Source organism: Actinosynnema sp. NPDC053489 (assembly GCF_044544865.1).
Taxonomy (GTDB): Bacteria; Actinomycetota; Actinomycetes; order Mycobacteriales; family Pseudonocardiaceae; genus Actinosynnema.
This window is the reverse complement of record NZ_JBITXT010000001.1, coordinates 593,210-608,388: the sequence shown is the minus strand read 5'-3', so window position 1 is coordinate 608,388 and position 15,179 is coordinate 593,210. Positions and strand designations below refer to the sequence as shown.

The following is a 15,179-nucleotide window of genomic DNA, read 5'->3' as shown; positions in this document are numbered from 1 at the left end:
GGCTGCCGGGATTCAGGCGAGGTGGCGGAAGCGGCTCGCCGCCGCGGTCAGGGCGTCCAGGCACGCCCTGACCGCACCCCGGTCGTCGTCCTCGGCGCGGTTGACGGCGTAGATCGTGCGGTTCAGGGCGGGGCGGGTGGCGACGAACCGCACGCCGTCGGGCACGGAGTCGCGGCCGAGCCGGGGGATCACGGCCGCGCCCACGTTGCCCGCGACCAGCGCCAGCTGAGTCGGGTAGCTGCCGACGGCGCAGTTGATCCGGGTGTGGCCGCCGTGCTGCCGCAGCACGTGCGCGAGCCAGGCGTGGCAGCCCGACCCCGCGCTCCACGCGATCCACGGCAGGTCGTCGACCTCGGCCAGGTCGACGGTCCTGCGGTGGGCCAACCGGTGGCCCGCCGGCAGCGCCAGGTCCGCCACGTCGGACAGCAGCGTGGTCCGCGAGGCCGACGGCGGCACGGCGGTGGGCCGGTGCTCCCAGCTCTCCAGGACCGCCACGTCCAGCCGCCCGTCCACCACCAGCGGCAGGGTCTCCTCGGCCTCGCCCTCGTGCAGCGTCACGTCCAGGCCGGGGTGCTGGGCCCGCAGCGCCGCCAGGACCGGCGGGAGCAGCGCGTGCACGGTGGTCGGGATCGCGCCGACGCGCAGCGGGCCGGTGATGTCCTCGCGCAGGACCTCCAGGTCCGCGCGGGCCCGTTCCACCCGCTCCAGGATGGCCGCCGCGTGGCCGGCCAGGACGTGCCCGGCGGTGGTGAGGCGGACCGTGCGGCCGTGCGGCTCCAGCAGCCGCTGCCCCGCTTCCCGCTCCAGCTTGGCCAACTGCTGCGACACGCCGGACGGCGTCACGTGCAGCGCGGAGGCGGCGGCCGCGACCGTCCCGTGGGTGGCCACGGCGTGCAGCGCGCGCATGCGCTCCAGACCGAACACGGTAGGGATGCTACCGGTTTCCGCTCACGACAATTCGCTTGTCCTTGACGGTCGTTGATCGCAGGGTGGAGGCGTGACCACGACCGGACTCCGCCCCGTCCCCGCCACCCGCGCCGGGGTGAACCCGGTGCTGCCGGCCGCGGTGGGCAGCCTGTGCATCGCGCTGTCGTCGGTGTTCATCAAGGTGTCCGGGACCACCGGCGGCACCAGCGCCTTCTGGCGGTGCGCGTTCTCGCTGCCGGTGCTGGCCGTCCTGGTGTGGCGGGAACGGCGGCGGGGCGCGGCGCGGCGGCGGGTGCTGCTGCCGCTGCTCGCGGGCGTCGGGCTCGGCGTGGACTTCGTGCTGTGGGGCGACGCGATCCCGCTCGTCGGCGCGGGCATCGCGACCGTGCTGCTGTCGGTGCAGGTGGTGATCGTGCCCGCGGTGGCCTACCTGGCGTTCCGGGAGCGGCCGACGAACCGGTTCCTGGTGGCCGCGCCGGTGCTGCTGGGCGGGATCGTGCTGGCGGGCGGCCTGGCGGGCACGCCCGCGTTCGGCGCGGACCCCGTGCTCGGCGCGGTGCTGGCGGTCGGCGCGGGCGTCGGGTTCGCCGGCTACCTCGTGCTGATGCGGCGCAGCACCGGTCCCGGCGCGCGCGACCACACGCTGTCCCTGGCCACGGTGTCGGCCGGCGCGGTGGCGGTCGCGATCGGCGTGCCGACGGGTCGGCTCGACCTGTCGCCGGGGTGGCCCGCGCTGGGCTGGCTGCTCGCGCTGGCGCTGGTCGGGCAGATCGCCGGCTGGCTGCTGATCTCCTCCGCGCTGCCCCGGCTGTCCAGCGCGACGGGCGCCACGATCATGCTGGTGCAGCCCGTCGGGGCCATCCTGCTGGGCGTCGTGCTGCTGCACGAGCGGCCGAGCGCGCCGCAGCTCGCGGGCTGCCTGGTGGTGCTGGCCGCGGTCGCGTTCGTCAGCGCCGGCCGGCCAGCTCCTCCAGCCCGGGCCGGTCGAGCAGGTCGAGCCGCTGGTCGTCCGCCGTCCCGGCGCGCTTGACCAGGCCCTTGCGCTCCAGGTGACCCATGGTCTTGCGCAGCTTCTCGGTCGCCAGCGAACCCTTGCCCTTGGCCGCGAACTCGGTCTTCTCCGCCGCGGCCAGGGTCGGCGCGATCGCCTTCTTCCACGGCGTCAGCAGGGCGGCGCGCGGCACCGACGCCGCCTCGCCCGCCGCGTCCAGCACGATCGCCGCCAGCACGCGCCCGAGGTCGTCCTGCTTGGCGGCCCGGCGCCGGACCAGCTCCGCCACCGTCACGCGCCCGTCGACCGCGTCCGGCGCGTCGAGCGTGGCCAGTCGCTCCCACAGCGCCTCGTCGGCCGGGGTCGGCTCCGCGCCGGAGGCCAGCACGGCGGTCCGGTGGGCGTCGACGGCGGACCCCAGCGCGACCACCAGGTCGGTCAGCTCGTCGCGGACGTCGTCACCGCGCAGCCGGCGGGCGGCGGCCGCGATCAGCCGGTGGTGCTCGCGCACCAGCGTCTCGAAGTGGGCCGCCTTGGTGGCCCGGTTGGCGTCCTCGGCCGCGTCGCGCTCGTACTCGGCCTGGCTGATGTCGCCTTCGCGCGCCCGCACGCGCGCGGCGGCCCGTTCGGCGGTGCGGTGCGTGCGGGCGACGGCGATCCGGTCGAGCATCGCGCGCAGCACCCGGTCGGTCTGCTCCACGTGCGTCTCGGTGGCCAGCAGCCGCCACGCCTCGGCGTCGCGGCTGCGCAGGGCGGCGTTGATGTAGCGGTCGGCGGCCTGGTCGTCGTCGGGGTCGTAGGGCAGCGTCATGCGCCGATCCTCTCCGACCGGGGCGCGGCGATCGCCACCGGCCGGCCCGGCCGGGTGAACCGCGGTGTGCTCACCGGCCCACGGGAGCAGGCTGGGGCGCATGCGCAACGCGGTGCGGACCTGCATGGCGGTCCTGGCGGTCGTGGCGGCCCTGGTCCCGGCCCCGGCGGCGTCGGCGACGCCCGGGACCGGCGTCACCGGGGTCACGCTCTTCCGGCACGTCGTGGGCGACCGGGAGTACGTCGTCCGCGAGGTCACCATCGCGCCCGGTGGCGCGACCGGGTGGCACTACCACCCCGGCTCGGTGCTCGGCCGGGTCCGGGCGGGCACCCTGACCCACCACCGCGCCGACTGCTCGGTGGACGGGGTGTACCACCGGGGCGAGGTGATCTCCGAGGCGAGCGGAGCGGGCTACACCCACCTCGGGCGCAACCTCGGGTCGGAACCGCTGGTGCTGGAGGTGCTGTACGCGACCCCGGTGGGCAGCGCGCCGGCCGTCGATGCGCCGAACCCGGGCTGCCCCTTCGGGTGAAAGGGTCCGGGAAGTGGTCGACTCGCGGTGGGTACCGCCCCCGCGAGTCGCCACACCATCATCACGCCCCGGACGTCGGGTGAACCTGACGAACTCCTGACGATCCGGCCCCGGTCAGTGCGAGACCTGCCAGTGGCTGTTCGCCGTCTGCAGGGTGAACGACAGCCCGTAGCAGCCGAAGTCGGTGCTGGACACGCTGCTGGGCACGGTGGAGTTGGAGGTCGTCAGCGGCGTCCACGTGCCGCTGACCTTGATCTTGAGGTTGGCGGCGTGGTACTGGGTGCCGTAGGTCTCGGTGCAGTAGTAGCCCTCGCCGGTGGCCGGGTTGTACTCGGTGTAGACCTCGAACATGCTCCAGCCGCCATGCGGGTCGACGAGCTTGCTGGTGTCGGCGCTGGTGAACAGCGCGTCCCAGCTCGACGTCGTGTAGTTGTACAGGTAGGCGGTCCAGGAGTTGGTCACCGCGTTGGTCTGCACGTCCAGCACCTCGTAGGCGGGCAGGCCCTGGTACGTGGTGGTGTACGTGCCGAGGAAGCTGGAGTTGATCCAGGCGACCGCGGCGAAGCCGGGCGAGGCCGCGCACCAGTCCCACGCGCCGACGCCGTTGCCGCCCTGCCAGTAGAACGTGGTGACCTCGATGCACGTCTTGCCGCTCGGGACGAGCGTCGGCGCGTACACCACGTCGGGGTTGCCCGACGGGATGCTGATGCCGGGGTTGACCGTGTGGGTCGCCTGCGCGCCGTCGGACACGACGGTCGGGAACGCGCCCCAGACCGTGTGCAGCGAGCCGCTCCACGGCGGCAGCGGTGCGGCGGCGGCGCGCTGCTCGGCGTGCCGGGCCTGGAACGCCTCCCCGCGCTTGAGGACCTGCTCGCTGAGCTTCGCGCCGGCGGCGGCCTTGGCGGCGTCACCGCGCAGGGCCGGGACGAGCTTGCCGCTGACCGGTGAGTCGGGCGTCGGTCCGGCGGCCGGCTTGCCCGCCTCGGCGGCAGACCCGGGCACGGCGGGCACCAGCAACGCGCCCGCGGCCAGCAGGGCGACGACGGCCCGGCGCAGGGCCGGCCGGCGTGGTGAGAGCGATGTGGACGACACAGCCGTTTTCCCTTCGACAAAGGAGAGTTGGCGTGCCGCAGACGGCGAAGGGCGTGAACGACGCGTGCGATGTCCCCCCAGGACGTTGCGGCATCCGCAGCGTGCTCCTCGCCCGCGATCATGGCTATAGCGCGACCGGCGGCCCGGGCTACGTCCAACGTCAGATTGCGGACGTGGGAGGTGCGGACGTCCGAAGCTCGGAATGCACGGTCCACTACTTGGGACAACAGTCTTGTCACCAGCACCTACGACTGCCGGCACGACAGCCGCGGGCGGGGGTCCGCACCGGGTCGCACTACGGGTGAAGAACGGCCGCCCGCGCCGCCGCCTGCCGTTCGGGTGCCCGCAACCGCCGCGGGCGTTTTGGGTGCCGGTGTCGCATCGGCGCCGGAACCGGTCTCGAACGCCTCACCAAATGACCAACGCCCGCCCGCGCCGGTGCGCCGGTGCCAGAGTCGCCCGGCACCACCGGGCGGGGGCACCCCGATGCGTGCGACCGGCGCCCGCGCCTCCGCCGCTCGTCGGAGGGAACCAGCGATGGAGTACAGCGACAACCCGGCCGGCTTCGTCCCGGGGATCGTCGCCCTGGCGACCACCGCGTTGGTGATCGTCGCGCTGTGGCGGGTCTTCACGAAGGCCGGCAAGCCGGGTTGGGCGGCGATCACCCCGATCTGCAACCCCTCCGTGCGGCTGGAGATCGCTGGCCGCCCGGCCTGGTGGCCGATCCTCCACACCATCCCGCTGGTCGACATCATCGTCTCGCCGGTGGTCTCGATCGACCTGGCGCGGTCGTTCGGCAAGGGTGCCGGGTTCGACGTCGTCGGGCCGTGGCTGTTCGGGATCGTCGGCTACCCGGTCCTCGCGTTCGGCGACGCCACCCACCGCGGTCCGGTGGCCGCCTGACCGGTTCGGGTACCGCGGTCGTCCGGCTTACCGAATCCGCCCGGCGCCCCGTCGAGTCCACTGTGGATGGCTGCCGGTCCGCGCATCGCGCGCGAAGGGGTCCAGCGGGCGGTGGTGACGAGCGTCGGCCGGGCAATCCGGTTGCCGTCGTGGGCGGTCGTGGATGAGGCTACGGGCATGGACATGCACGCCGACCAGTTGGCCGTGTCGCCGGCGGCGGTGCGCCGGCTGGTCGACGCGCAGTTCCCCCGGTGGCGCGGGCTGCCCGTCACGGCGGTCGCGTCGCGCGGCACGGTCAACGCCATCTTCCGCATCGGCGACGGGCTCGCGGCCCGGTTCCCGCTGCGGCCCGGCGACGTCACGGCGGTGCGGCGGTCGTTGGAGGCGGAGGCCGGGGCGGCGCGGGAACTGCTCGGCCGCACCCGGTTCCGCACGCCCGAGCCCGTCGCGATCGGCGAGCCCGGCGAGGGCTACCCGCTGCCGTGGTCGGTGCAGACCTGGCTGCCCGGGACCGTCGCCGCGGACGACGACCCGGGCGGCTCCGCGGGGTTCGCGCGCGACCTGGCCGAGTTCATCCGCGGCGTGCGGGCGATCGACACGCGCGGCCGGGTGTTCGGCGGACGCGGGCGCGGCGGGGTGCTGCGGTCGCAGGACGAGTGGGTGCGGGTGTGCTTCGAGCGCAGCACGGCGCTGCTGGACGTGCCGAGGCTGCGCGAGCTGTGGGACGGCCTGCGCGACCTGCCGCGCGGTCCCGAGCCGGACGTGATGGCGCACGGCGACCTGATCCCCGGCAACGTGCTGGTGGCCGCCGGTCGGTTGACCGGCGTGATCGACGTCGGCGACCTGGGCCCGGCCGACCCGGCGCTGGACCTCGTCGGGGCGTGGCACCTGGTGGACCCGGCCGTCCACGGCGCGTTCCGCGAGGAGTTGACCTGCGACGACGCGCAGTGGCAGCGGGGCCGGACGTGGGCGTTCGCCCAGGCGATCGGCCTGGTCTGGTACTACGCCGACAGCAACCCGTCGATGAGCGGGCTGGGCCGACGGACGCTGGACCGCCTCACGGCCGATCACGCACTGCGATAGTTAGCACAAACCACTTGTTCGATCGCACATGATTTGCGACGGTTGCTCACGTGAAGAGCGCCGACCGCCACCGCGTGATCGTCGAACGGCTCCGCACCGGCGCGCAGGTCGCCGTGGCGGAGCTGGCGGCCGTGACCGGTGCGTCGGAGATGACCATCCGCCGCGACCTCGACCTGCTCGCGGCGGGCGGTGTGCTGCGCCGGGTCCGCGGCGGGGCGGTCCCGTTGAGCCCCGCGGGCATCGAGCCGCCGTTCACGGCCCGCGCCGCCACCGCCAACGACGCCAAGCGCGCCATCGCCGCGGCCACCGTCGAGCTGATCCGCGACGGCGAGACGGTCGTGCTCGACAGCGGCACGACGGCGGTCGAGGTGGCGAAGCTGCTGCGCCACCGCCCGGTCACCGTGATGCCCCTGTCCCTGCACGCCGTCCGCGAGCTGCTGGACGCGCCCGAGGTGCGGCTGCTGCTGCCCGGCGGCGAGCCGAGGCCGGGCGAGCTGGCCATGGTGGGCCCGCTGGCGCTGGCGTCGCTGCGGGCGCTGCGCTTCGACGTGGCCGTGCTCAGCCCGTGCGCGATCGACCTCGCCGCCGGGCTCACCGCGCACAACCTCGCCGACGCCGAGGTCAAGCAGCAGGCGATGGCCGTGTCCGGGCGCACGGTCGTGCTCGCCGACGCCACGAAGTTCGACCGCACCGCGCTCGCCCACGTCTGCCCCGCCGACCGCCCGGACGTGCTGGTCACCGACACCGACTCCCCCGCCGCCCTGCGCCACGAGCTGGCCGCGCGCGGGGTGCACGTGCACGTAGCCGAACGACTGGAGAACCTGTGACGACCCCCCTGCCGCGCGCCGCCCGCGTCGCCACGTGGATCTACTTCACCCTCAACGGGTTCGCCGTCGGCCTGTGGGTGGTGCACATCCCCAACGTCGAGCGGGCGACCGGCATCTCGCACAGCGCGCTGGGCGGGCTGCTGCTCGTGCTCGGCGGCGCGGCGTTCGTCGGCATGCAGGTCGCGGGCCCGCTCGCCGACCGGCTCGGCCAGCGCAAGCTCCTGCCGGCGGCCGGCGTGCTGCTCGGCGTGGCCCTGTTCTTCCCCGGCCTGGCCACGACGTGGTGGGCGCTCGGGTTGTCCTTGGTGCTCTTCGGCTTCGGCAACGGCACGATCGACGTGGCGATGAACTCGCACGCCGTGGTCGTGGAACGCGCCTACCCGCGACCGATCATGGCGGCGTTCCACGCGATGTGGTCGATCGGCGGCGCGATCGCGGCGCTGGTGGGCGCGGCGACGCTGGGCGCGGAGGTGCCCACGGCGGTCACGTTGGGCGCGTGCGGCGTGTTCACCATCGTGGTGTCCCTGCTGACCGGCCGGTTCCTGGTGGACGGCAGGCCGGAGGCCGCGGAGAGCGCGGCGGACGCGCCCGCGGCCAAGCCCTCGCGGAAGCTGGTGTGGCTGCTGGGCGCCATCGCGTTCGCCATGATGCTCGCCGAGGGCGTGGCCAACGACTGGGCCGCGCTGCACGCCGAGGACGTCCTGGGCACGTCGGCCAGCACGGCCGCGTTCGCCTACGGGTCGTTCGCGGTGGCGATGACCGTCGGCCGGTTCGCCACCGACCGGGTCGCCGCCCTCGTCGGACCCGTGGCGATCGTCCGGTACGGGGCGGCGCTGGCCGCGTTCGGGCTGCTGCTCGTGGTGTTCTCACCGTGGGTGTGGCTCACGTTCCCCGGCTGGGCGCTGTTCGGCCTGGGCCTGTCCGGCAGCGTGCCGCAGCTGTTCTCCGCCGCCGGCAACCTGGACCAGCGCTCGTCCGGCGCGTTGATGGCGCGGGTCGTCGGCCTGGGCTACGTCGGCCTGCTCGCGGGTCCGGCGCTGATCGGCGGCCTGGCGCACTGGATCCCGCTGAACGTGGCGTTCCTCGTGCCGGTGGCGCTGTGCCTGCTGGCCGTGGGCTTCGCCAACGTCCTGTCGCCGCGCGAGGCGGCGACCGGGGAGCGCGTCACGTCCGGTTGACCGGCGTCGTCCGAGAAACGCGGTTCGCGCACCCCGGGCGATGCCGGCGCGCCGCGACCTCGACCCGTGGACTCCGGTCAGGTCGTGGCGCTCGTGCGGGACGCCCGCCACATCGTGTGCTCGCGGCTGATGGCCTCCTCGGCGTCGGCGACCTCGGCCGCCCACGTCACCTCGTCCTCCACCAGCCGCAGCCGGTCCTTGACGATGGTCAGCTCCGTGGCGGCGTAGGCGTAGGCGCGGCCGAGGGTGGAGTACTGCTTCGTGCCCGACCAGGCCGCACCGCCCGCGATGAGCGCCGCCGCCACCCCGGCCAGGTCGAAGTCGATCACGCCGAACGCCCTGGTGAACGCGGCGGCGATGCCCGAACCCGCGAACACGTACAGCAGCCCCTGGGCCTGGCGGGCGCGGCGGTCGTTGAAGTCGGCCTTGCGCGAGTACCACGTCTGCTGGTCGGTGATGCGGTCGGTGATGTAGACCAGCCTGCGGGTGGCCAGGTCCGCCGCGCGCAGGCCGCGCATGGCGTGGCTGACGGTGGGCCGGTCGGGCGGGACGACGCCGCTGCTGGGCCCGTCCCGGCGCAGGGCGTCCAGCTGCGCGATGAAGCGCAGCTCGACGGCGCGTTCGTCGTCGTCCAGCGGGAACGGCGACCCGCCGACGGCGTAGCGCCAGCCCATGCTCTTCGCGGACTCGGCCAGCGCGCGGCCGTCGTACCACTTGCGCTCCGGCGAGCTGGCGCGGAAGTGCTCCTCCACCAGCAGCAGCACCAGCAGCGCCACGCCGGTGCCGATGGCGGCGAGGTCGATGCGGCCGACCTTCACCGCGAACACCCCGCACACGGCCGCGAGCACGGCCAGCACCAACCGGATCCGCAACGCCTTGAGGTAGTCCCGCTGGCCGCGCAACGACAGGGCGTCGGCCACGTGGAACAGCCCGGGTAAGTCTTCGTCGGTCAGCCGCTCGGTGGCGGGCATCGTTCTCCGATCACGAGGGGGCGGTCGGTGTATCGCGGGCGGGGCGGTGGGCGTTATTCACGCGCCCGTGTGGATGTACGGCGCCCACCGGGTCGGGTCGCGCGGGTCGGCGTCGCGCAGCGCCCGCACGGTCCGGTGCAGCACGTGCGCGGTGTCGGTGAGGTCCAGCCCCGAACCGTCGAGCAGCGCCGAGTAGACCGACGTGGCCACGTCGACCGCGGTCCGGTCGCCGACCGTCCACAGGGTGGCGATCACGTGCCGGTACCCCGCCAGGTGCAGGGCGGCGGCCAGGTGGATGGATTCGTCGGGCAGGGTGGTGCCGCCGACGGCGGTCCGGCACGCCGACAGGTAGGCCAGTTCCGCGTGCGCCAGGTCGAGCCCGGCGACGTCCAGCACGGTCAGCGGCTTGTCCCACAGGTAGAGCGCGCCGGTGGAGGGGTCGGCCAGGTCCTGGCCGCCGTGGCAGGCGAAGTGCGCGTAGGCGTGGCCCCGCAGGTCCGCGGTGACGGTGGCGTGCGTGGCCGCTTCCCCGATCCGGGACGTGTGCGCCCCCGGCAGCACGCGTTCGAGGAACTCGGCCTCCGCGCGGGCGCCGGGCAGGGGGCTCAGGTCGGCGGCGCCGGGCGGGGGCTCCGGCAGGCTCACCGCGAGCAGCCGCCGTTCCGCGGTGGCCGGCGGGTCCGCCTTGCGGGACCGGGCCAGCGCGCGCAGCGTCGGCGTGTAGGAGGAGACGACGCGGTCCAGCACCGTCCGCCCGGCCGGGGCGTCGTCCGGGTCGTGGTAGCCGGCGGCGTGCAGCGGCAGCAGGGTCAGCAGGCCCGTGGGGCACCACCAGAGCCGTTCGCCGCCGGTCAGGCCCAGGTGGTCGAGCACCGGTCCGGCGACGGCGTCCCACAACCACTCCAGCGTCACGTGCAGGGTCTGCTTGGCGCTGGTGCGGGTCAGGTCGCCGGGCGCGGCCGGGCCGCCCAGCACGCGCAGCGCCCGCAGGTAGGCGGCGGTCCGGTCGGCGGTCTCCCGGGCCGACAGGCCGGGCAGCGGGAGGTGCTCCACGGGCCGGTCCCGCCGGACGACCAGCGCGTCGCAGCGGTCGTCGTGCACGTTGACCAGCACCACCGGGCCGTCGGGCAGCCCCTCCCGCAGCACGTCCAGCGGCGGCACGCGCAGCACGTGCTCGAACCCCGGCAACGACCTCGCCCGCTCCAGCAGCCGGTCCCACTCCTGCGCCAGCCGGAGGTCGCGATCCCGGTCGACGCGGGCCACGGCGACCGCGGCACCGCCGGGCAGCGCGGGCACCACGCCGGTCGGCGCGTCGACGGCGACGGCCGCCAACTGCGCGGCCACGCTGCGCATCCGGTCGTACAGCGCCGGGTCGCGCTCGCGCAGCGCCGAGGTGTCGTCGCGGGTCTGCAACGCCTGCGACCACAGCACCGAGCGCCCCTGTTCGAGCAGCTCCACGGCGACCTCCGGGTCACCGGCCGCCAAGGCGGCCGCCGCGCCCGCCGCGGCCACGCCGTCCCAGCGGTCCAGCCGCCGTTCCCGCGCCCCGCGCTCGACGCCGTGCCAGGCGGCCTGCGGCAGCAGCGCGGCGGACAGGCGGAACGCCTCGACCGCCGACGACCAGTCCGCGTTCCGCGCCGCGAGGAACGCCCAGGTCAGGCTCGCGGAAGCGCGCATCAGGGGCGATGCGGACTTCGAGGCCGCGGCGGTGCGGCACGCCGTGACGGCGGCCTCGTAATCGGTGGCCTCGTGGTCGGTGGCCTCGTGGTCGGTGGCCTTGTCGATGGTCTCGTGGTCGGTGGTCTCGTGGTCGGTGCCGGAAGGGCGGCGGTCGTGTCGCCGCCCCAGCACCAGACCCACGTTCAACCAGGCCACCGCCCCGCGCGGGTCGTCGGTCGGGATGGTGTCGACGGCGTGGCGGAGGTGCTCGACCGCCTCCGCCGCGTCCTCGTCCCGACCGCGCCGCTCGTACCTGCCCCGCAGCACCGCGCCCAGGTTCAGCCGGTGCAGCGCCTGCGCCGCGGGCGTCGGCCCGGTGATCGCCACCGCCTCCCGCAGCAGGGCGACGGCCAGGTCCAGGTCGTCACCGCCGCGCCGGGCCTGGTCGCGGCCGTAGCGCATCATGGCCAGGCTGGACAGGACCTGGGCCCGGTGCGGGTGGTCCCGCGGGCACCGCTCGACCGCCGTGCCGGCGACCTCGATCGCCCGGTCCAGGTCGCCGGGGTCCTGACGCTCGATGAAGCGGACCTGCAGGGCGACGGCGTAGTTGAGCAAACAGGTGACCTCGGTCGCCGGCGCCGCTTCGTCGACCGCCGCGCGCCCGGCCTCCACCGCCGCGTCGAGGTCCGCGGTGGAGCCCAGGACCCGGCCCCTGGCGGAGAGGGCGCTGCCGAGGTTGGTCAGCACCAGTGCCCGGATCGCACCGCCGCTGCGGTCCGCCGCGGCGCGCATGACGTCGATCGCCTCGTGCAGGTCGGCGATCACGCCCGCCCGCTCGTACCTGGCCCACAGCGCGGTGCCCAGGCCCGCCAGGTGCACCGGCAGGAGGAAGTGCCCGCCGGGCAGCTCGCCGACGGCGTCGCGGCCGAGGTCGACGGCCGCGGTGAGGTCGGCGAGCTCACCCGTGCGCTGACCGCGCGCGAGCAGGCCGTTGGCCAGCGCCGCCGCGGCGGTGGCGCGCTCCGGCGGCTGCGACCCGGGCAGCTCCGCGGCACGGCGTGCGACCGCGATGGCCTCGTCGAGGTCGTCCGGGCCGCCGCCGCGCAGGTACCGGGCGCGCAGCGCGTTCGCCAGCTCCGACAGCGCCGCCGCCCGCACCCCGCCGGCCGCGGTCGGGTTCGCCGCGGCACGTCGTTGCGCCAGCACGGCTTCGTCCACGACCACCGGGTCGCCCGTCCGCTCGAACAGCTGGGTCAGCAGCGTGCCCAGCACGACCAGCAGCGTGGCGTGGTGCACGTGGTCCGCCGGGGTGGCGCGGACGCCGGTCCTGGCCGCCTCGATCGCTTCGGCGAGCACGGCCGGGTCGCCCGTCTCGTTGAACCGCAACTGCAACGCGCGGGCCAGGTGCAGGTGCACGACCAGGTGGCCCGCGCCGCCCGCGGCGAAGTCCTCCCGGGCCGCGCGCAACAGCTCGACCGCCTCGACCACCGCGCCCGGGGACTCCGCCCACTGGGCCCGGGAGAGCAGCGCGAGCGCCAACTGCGGCCGCAGCACGGGGCGCAGGTGGCCGGGCACGTCCCCGGTCAGCCCCGCGCGCAGCACGGCGATCGCCTCGTCGACGTCGGCGCTCTCGAAGCGGTGCAGAAACCGCAGCGTCAGCGCGACGCCGAGCTGGAGCCGGCACTCGACCAGCACGGGATGCGCGCGGCGGGCGCCCTCCAGCGCGGCGCGCACCACCGCCAAGGCCCGGTCCAGGTCGGCGACGTCGCGCCACAGCTCGTACCGGGCGGCGCGCAGCGCGGCGGTCTTCGCGGCCAGGGCGAGCGCGTCGAGGTCCCCGGCCGGCAGCTCGGCCAGCAGGTGGTCGGCGTGGTCGAGCGCCTGCCGGACCGCCGCGTCCAGCTCCGGGGACGCGCCGAGGTGCTGGAGCTGGTGGAACAGGACCACGGCGAGGTTGATCAGCAGGGTGCCCCGCCGCCCGCCCGTCGCGGTCGTCAACGCGGACCGCAACGCCCCGGCGGCCTCCGCGAGGTCGGCCGCGACGCCGGTGAGCCGGTAGCGCTCGACCAGCAGCTCGCTGATCGTGAGGGTGACGAACACCTGGTCGCCGCCGTCCGAGGCCATCGCCGCGCGCGCCGCCTCGACGGCTTCGGCGAGCACCGCGGGGTCGCGCGCCGCCCGTGCCGCCGACCCGAGGGACACGGCCAGGGCGCTCAGCGCCTGCGGGCGGCGCGGGTCGTCGGCGGGCGTGCGGTCGACGGCCGCGCGGGCCAGCCGGACGGCATCGGCGACGTCGCGCGGGTCGCCCGCCCTCTCGAAGCGCAACTGCCGCGCCAGCGCGCCGGTCGTCCACACCCGCGGTGCCCGGGGGTCGTCGGCGGCGACGAGCGCGGCGGCCCGGTCCGCCGCGGTCACCGCCTGGTCGAGGTCGGCCCGCTCCCCCGTCGAGCGGGAGCGCGTCAGGTGGGCGGACGCGAGCTCGTGCAGGCAGGCGGCCCGTCGGACGTCGTCGGCCACCGAGGGCACCATCGACCGCAGCACCGCGATCGCCTCGTCCAGGTCGGCGAGGTGGTCCAGGCGTTGGAAGCGCTGGAGCAGCAGGGACGCGTGGTGCCACAGGTGCTCGTGCAGCACGACCCCGTCCGGCACGCCGCCGCGGACGGCGTCCCGGGCGGCCTCGACCGCCGCGTCGAGGTCCCGATCGGCACCGGAGAGCCGGAACCACTCCCGCGTGACCTCGGCCAGCTTCAGCCTCGCCGCCACCAGCACGTGGTGGTCGGGTTCGGCCACCGCTCGGCGCAGCAGCCGGGTCGCCTCGCGGAGCGCCTCCGGGTCGCCGGTCTCGCGGTACCGGACCATCAGCACCTCGGCGAGGGTGAACATCGCGCCGACGCGCTGGGTGGGGTGCGCCGGGTCCGCGGACAGCGCCGCGCGGGCCGCCCGTTCGGCCGCCGCGTGGTCGTCCCGCGCCGCCCGCAGGACGAGCGCCAGCGCGTAGTCGACCTCGTGCCGCGCGGGGTGGCCCTGCGGGACGGCGGCGTCGGCGAGGGCCGTCAACCTCGACGCCTCGGCCAGGTCACCCTCGTCGGGGGTGCCGTAGGCGCGGGCGTGCAGCAGTCGCACCAACAGCGCGCCGGCGAGCTTGAGCACCGCCGTGACGTCGTCTTCCGCGATCGCCACGGCCGCCGACGCGACGCGGACGCACTCGTCGACGTCGGCGAGGTCGGCGTCCTCGCCGCGGCGCACGAAGCGGACCTTGAGGGCGTCGCTCAGCAGCAGGAGCGCGAGCCGGCGGTCGGGGTCGTCCTCGGGGCAGGCGGCGACGACCTCGCGGGCCACGTCGACGCCCTCGTCCACCTGGGCGAGCGGCGCGCCGCGCTCGCCCAGGACGGCCAGGCAGACGCCCAGCGCGAACAGGTACCGGAGCCGGTCGCCGTCGTCCGGCGGGAGGGTCCTGGCCAGGCGGAGGTGCCCGGCGGCCTCGGCGAGGTCGGCTTCACGGCCGAGCACCTGGAAGCGGTTGTGCAGCGCCAAGCCGAGGTTGAGCGCCGCCGCCGCGGCGAGCGGGTGCCCGGTGTCCGCCACCGCGGCCCGGCCCGCCGCCACGGCGGCGTCGAGGTCGGCCACCGCGCCGCCGCGCTCGTGCCGGGTGAACAGCAGGACGAGCAGGTTGTACCGGTGCACGGTGAGGTCGTCGTCGGTGGCGGCGCGCGCGGCCGCCCGGCTCGCCTCCACCGCGAGGTCCAGCAGTCGCGGGTGGCCGGTCACCAGCGCGCCGTGGGTGGCGACCGTCGCGTAGTAACCGCCGACCTCGGCGAGCGAGAGCACCCCGACCCCGGGGTTGGCGGCGCGCCACTCCCGGATGGGCGGCGGCACCGCCTCGGGTAACAGGGACGCGATCGGGCCGTAGAGGTTCAGGCACACGTCGAAGTCCGCGGCGGCGATCTCCGGTCGCAGGGCGCTGCCCCGGATCCAGTGCAGCCGCGCCAGCACCAGCAGCACGTCGAGGTCGACGTCCCGGCCGATGGCGGGCAGCGCCGACTCGGCGGCCTGCACCAGGGCGTCGGGCCCCAGCACGTCGGTGGGGTCGCCGGCCGCCGCGCAGCGCGCGATGCGTTCGCTCAGGGCAATCGCGTCCCGCATGTCCACCGACCTCGTGTGCTCACCCGCTACGGTTCGACCCGATACCCAGCGTGGCACAAGGG

11 protein-coding genes are annotated in these 15,179 nt (G+C 75.5%); 6 read left to right on the top strand and 5 right to left on the bottom strand.

Annotated features, from left to right (window positions below):
• Positions 1-12: 12 nt before the first annotated feature.
• Positions 13-924, bottom strand: coding sequence for a LysR substrate-binding domain-containing protein (locus ACIGNX_RS02245; RefSeq protein ID WP_396535387.1), 912 nt, complete (start codon positions 922-924; stop codon positions 13-15).
• A 73-nt stretch (positions 925-997) separates the two neighbouring features.
• Between ACIGNX_RS02245 and ACIGNX_RS02240 the strand changes: the two genes are divergently transcribed.
• Positions 998-1,957, top strand: a complete 960-nt coding sequence (locus ACIGNX_RS02240) for a DMT family transporter (RefSeq protein WP_396535385.1) — start codon at positions 998-1,000, stop codon at positions 1,955-1,957.
• Here the strand turns inward: ACIGNX_RS02240 and ACIGNX_RS02235 are convergent.
• Positions 1,875-2,729: a hypothetical protein gene (locus ACIGNX_RS02235; RefSeq protein ID WP_396535383.1), complete on the bottom strand. Its 855-nt coding sequence runs from the start codon at positions 2,727-2,729 to the stop codon at positions 1,875-1,877. The two genes, ACIGNX_RS02240 and ACIGNX_RS02235, sit on opposite strands and share 83 nt — an antisense overlap.
• A 100-nt stretch (positions 2,730-2,829) precedes the next feature.
• On the opposite strand from ACIGNX_RS02235, the gene ACIGNX_RS02230 reads away from it, so the two are divergent.
• Positions 2,830-3,261: a cupin domain-containing protein gene (locus ACIGNX_RS02230; RefSeq protein WP_396535381.1), complete on the top strand. Its 432-nt coding sequence runs from the start codon at positions 2,830-2,832 to the stop codon at positions 3,259-3,261.
• A gap of 114 nt (positions 3,262-3,375) precedes the next feature.
• Here ACIGNX_RS02230 and ACIGNX_RS02225 read toward each other — a convergent pair whose 3' ends face one another.
• Complete coding sequence (locus tag ACIGNX_RS02225; RefSeq protein ID WP_396535379.1) at positions 3,376-4,353, bottom strand: carbohydrate-binding protein; 978 nt, start codon at positions 4,351-4,353, stop codon at positions 3,376-3,378.
• A gap of 537 nt (positions 4,354-4,890) precedes the next feature.
• Between ACIGNX_RS02225 and ACIGNX_RS02220 the strand changes: the two genes are divergently transcribed.
• The 4 genes from ACIGNX_RS02220 to ACIGNX_RS02205 all read left to right on the top strand — a co-directional run bounded on the left by ACIGNX_RS02220 (position 4,891) and on the right by ACIGNX_RS02205 (position 8,344).
• Positions 4,891-5,256 carry a DUF5684 domain-containing protein gene (locus ACIGNX_RS02220; protein ID WP_396535377.1) on the top strand — a complete coding sequence of 122 codons (366 nt, stop codon included), beginning with the start codon at positions 4,891-4,893 and terminating at the stop codon, positions 5,254-5,256.
• A 177-nt stretch (positions 5,257-5,433) separates the two neighbouring features.
• Positions 5,434-6,339, top strand: coding sequence for an aminoglycoside phosphotransferase family protein (locus ACIGNX_RS02215; protein ID WP_396535375.1), 906 nt, complete (start codon positions 5,434-5,436; stop codon positions 6,337-6,339).
• A 50-nt stretch (positions 6,340-6,389) separates the two neighbouring features.
• A complete protein-coding gene (locus ACIGNX_RS02210; RefSeq protein ID WP_396535373.1) occupies positions 6,390-7,166 on the top strand; it encodes a DeoR/GlpR family DNA-binding transcription regulator in 777 nt (258 codons plus the stop codon).
• Positions 7,163-8,344, top strand: coding sequence for an MFS transporter (locus tag ACIGNX_RS02205; protein WP_396535371.1), 1,182 nt, complete (start codon positions 7,163-7,165; stop codon positions 8,342-8,344). The genes ACIGNX_RS02210 and ACIGNX_RS02205 overlap by 4 nt, the downstream gene beginning before the upstream one ends.
• A 77-nt stretch (positions 8,345-8,421) precedes the next feature.
• Here ACIGNX_RS02205 and ACIGNX_RS02200 read toward each other — a convergent pair whose 3' ends face one another.
• Together ACIGNX_RS02200 and ACIGNX_RS02195 are read right to left on the bottom strand one after the other, a co-directional pair.
• On the bottom strand, positions 8,422-9,315 hold the full coding sequence (locus ACIGNX_RS02200) for a DUF4231 domain-containing protein (RefSeq protein ID WP_396535369.1): 894 nt from the start codon (positions 9,313-9,315) through the stop codon (positions 8,422-8,424).
• A 57-nt stretch (positions 9,316-9,372) separates the two neighbouring features.
• Positions 9,373-15,117: a CHAT domain-containing protein gene (locus tag ACIGNX_RS02195; protein WP_396535367.1), complete on the bottom strand. Its 5,745-nt coding sequence runs from the start codon at positions 15,115-15,117 to the stop codon at positions 9,373-9,375.
• Positions 15,118-15,179 lie beyond the last annotated feature (62 nt).

Bases quoted from the DNA above. Each gene is read 5' to 3' on its own strand.
- ACIGNX_RS02195 (WP_396535367.1), bottom strand. From the start codon at position 15,117: ATGCGGGACGCGATTGCCCTGAGCGAACGCATCGCGCGCTGCGCGGCG.
- ACIGNX_RS02220 (WP_396535377.1), top strand. From the start codon at position 4,891: ATGGAGTACAGCGACAACCCGGCCGGCTTCGTCCCGGGGATCGTCGCC.
- ACIGNX_RS02215 (WP_396535375.1), top strand. From the start codon at position 5,434: ATGGACATGCACGCCGACCAGTTGGCCGTGTCGCCGGCGGCGGTGCGC.
- ACIGNX_RS02235 (WP_396535383.1), bottom strand. From the start codon at position 2,729: ATGACGCTGCCCTACGACCCCGACGACGACCAGGCCGCCGACCGCTAC.
- ACIGNX_RS02230 (WP_396535381.1), top strand. From the start codon at position 2,830: ATGCGCAACGCGGTGCGGACCTGCATGGCGGTCCTGGCGGTCGTGGCG.
- ACIGNX_RS02200 (WP_396535369.1), bottom strand. From the start codon at position 9,315: ATGCCCGCCACCGAGCGGCTGACCGACGAAGACTTACCCGGGCTGTTC.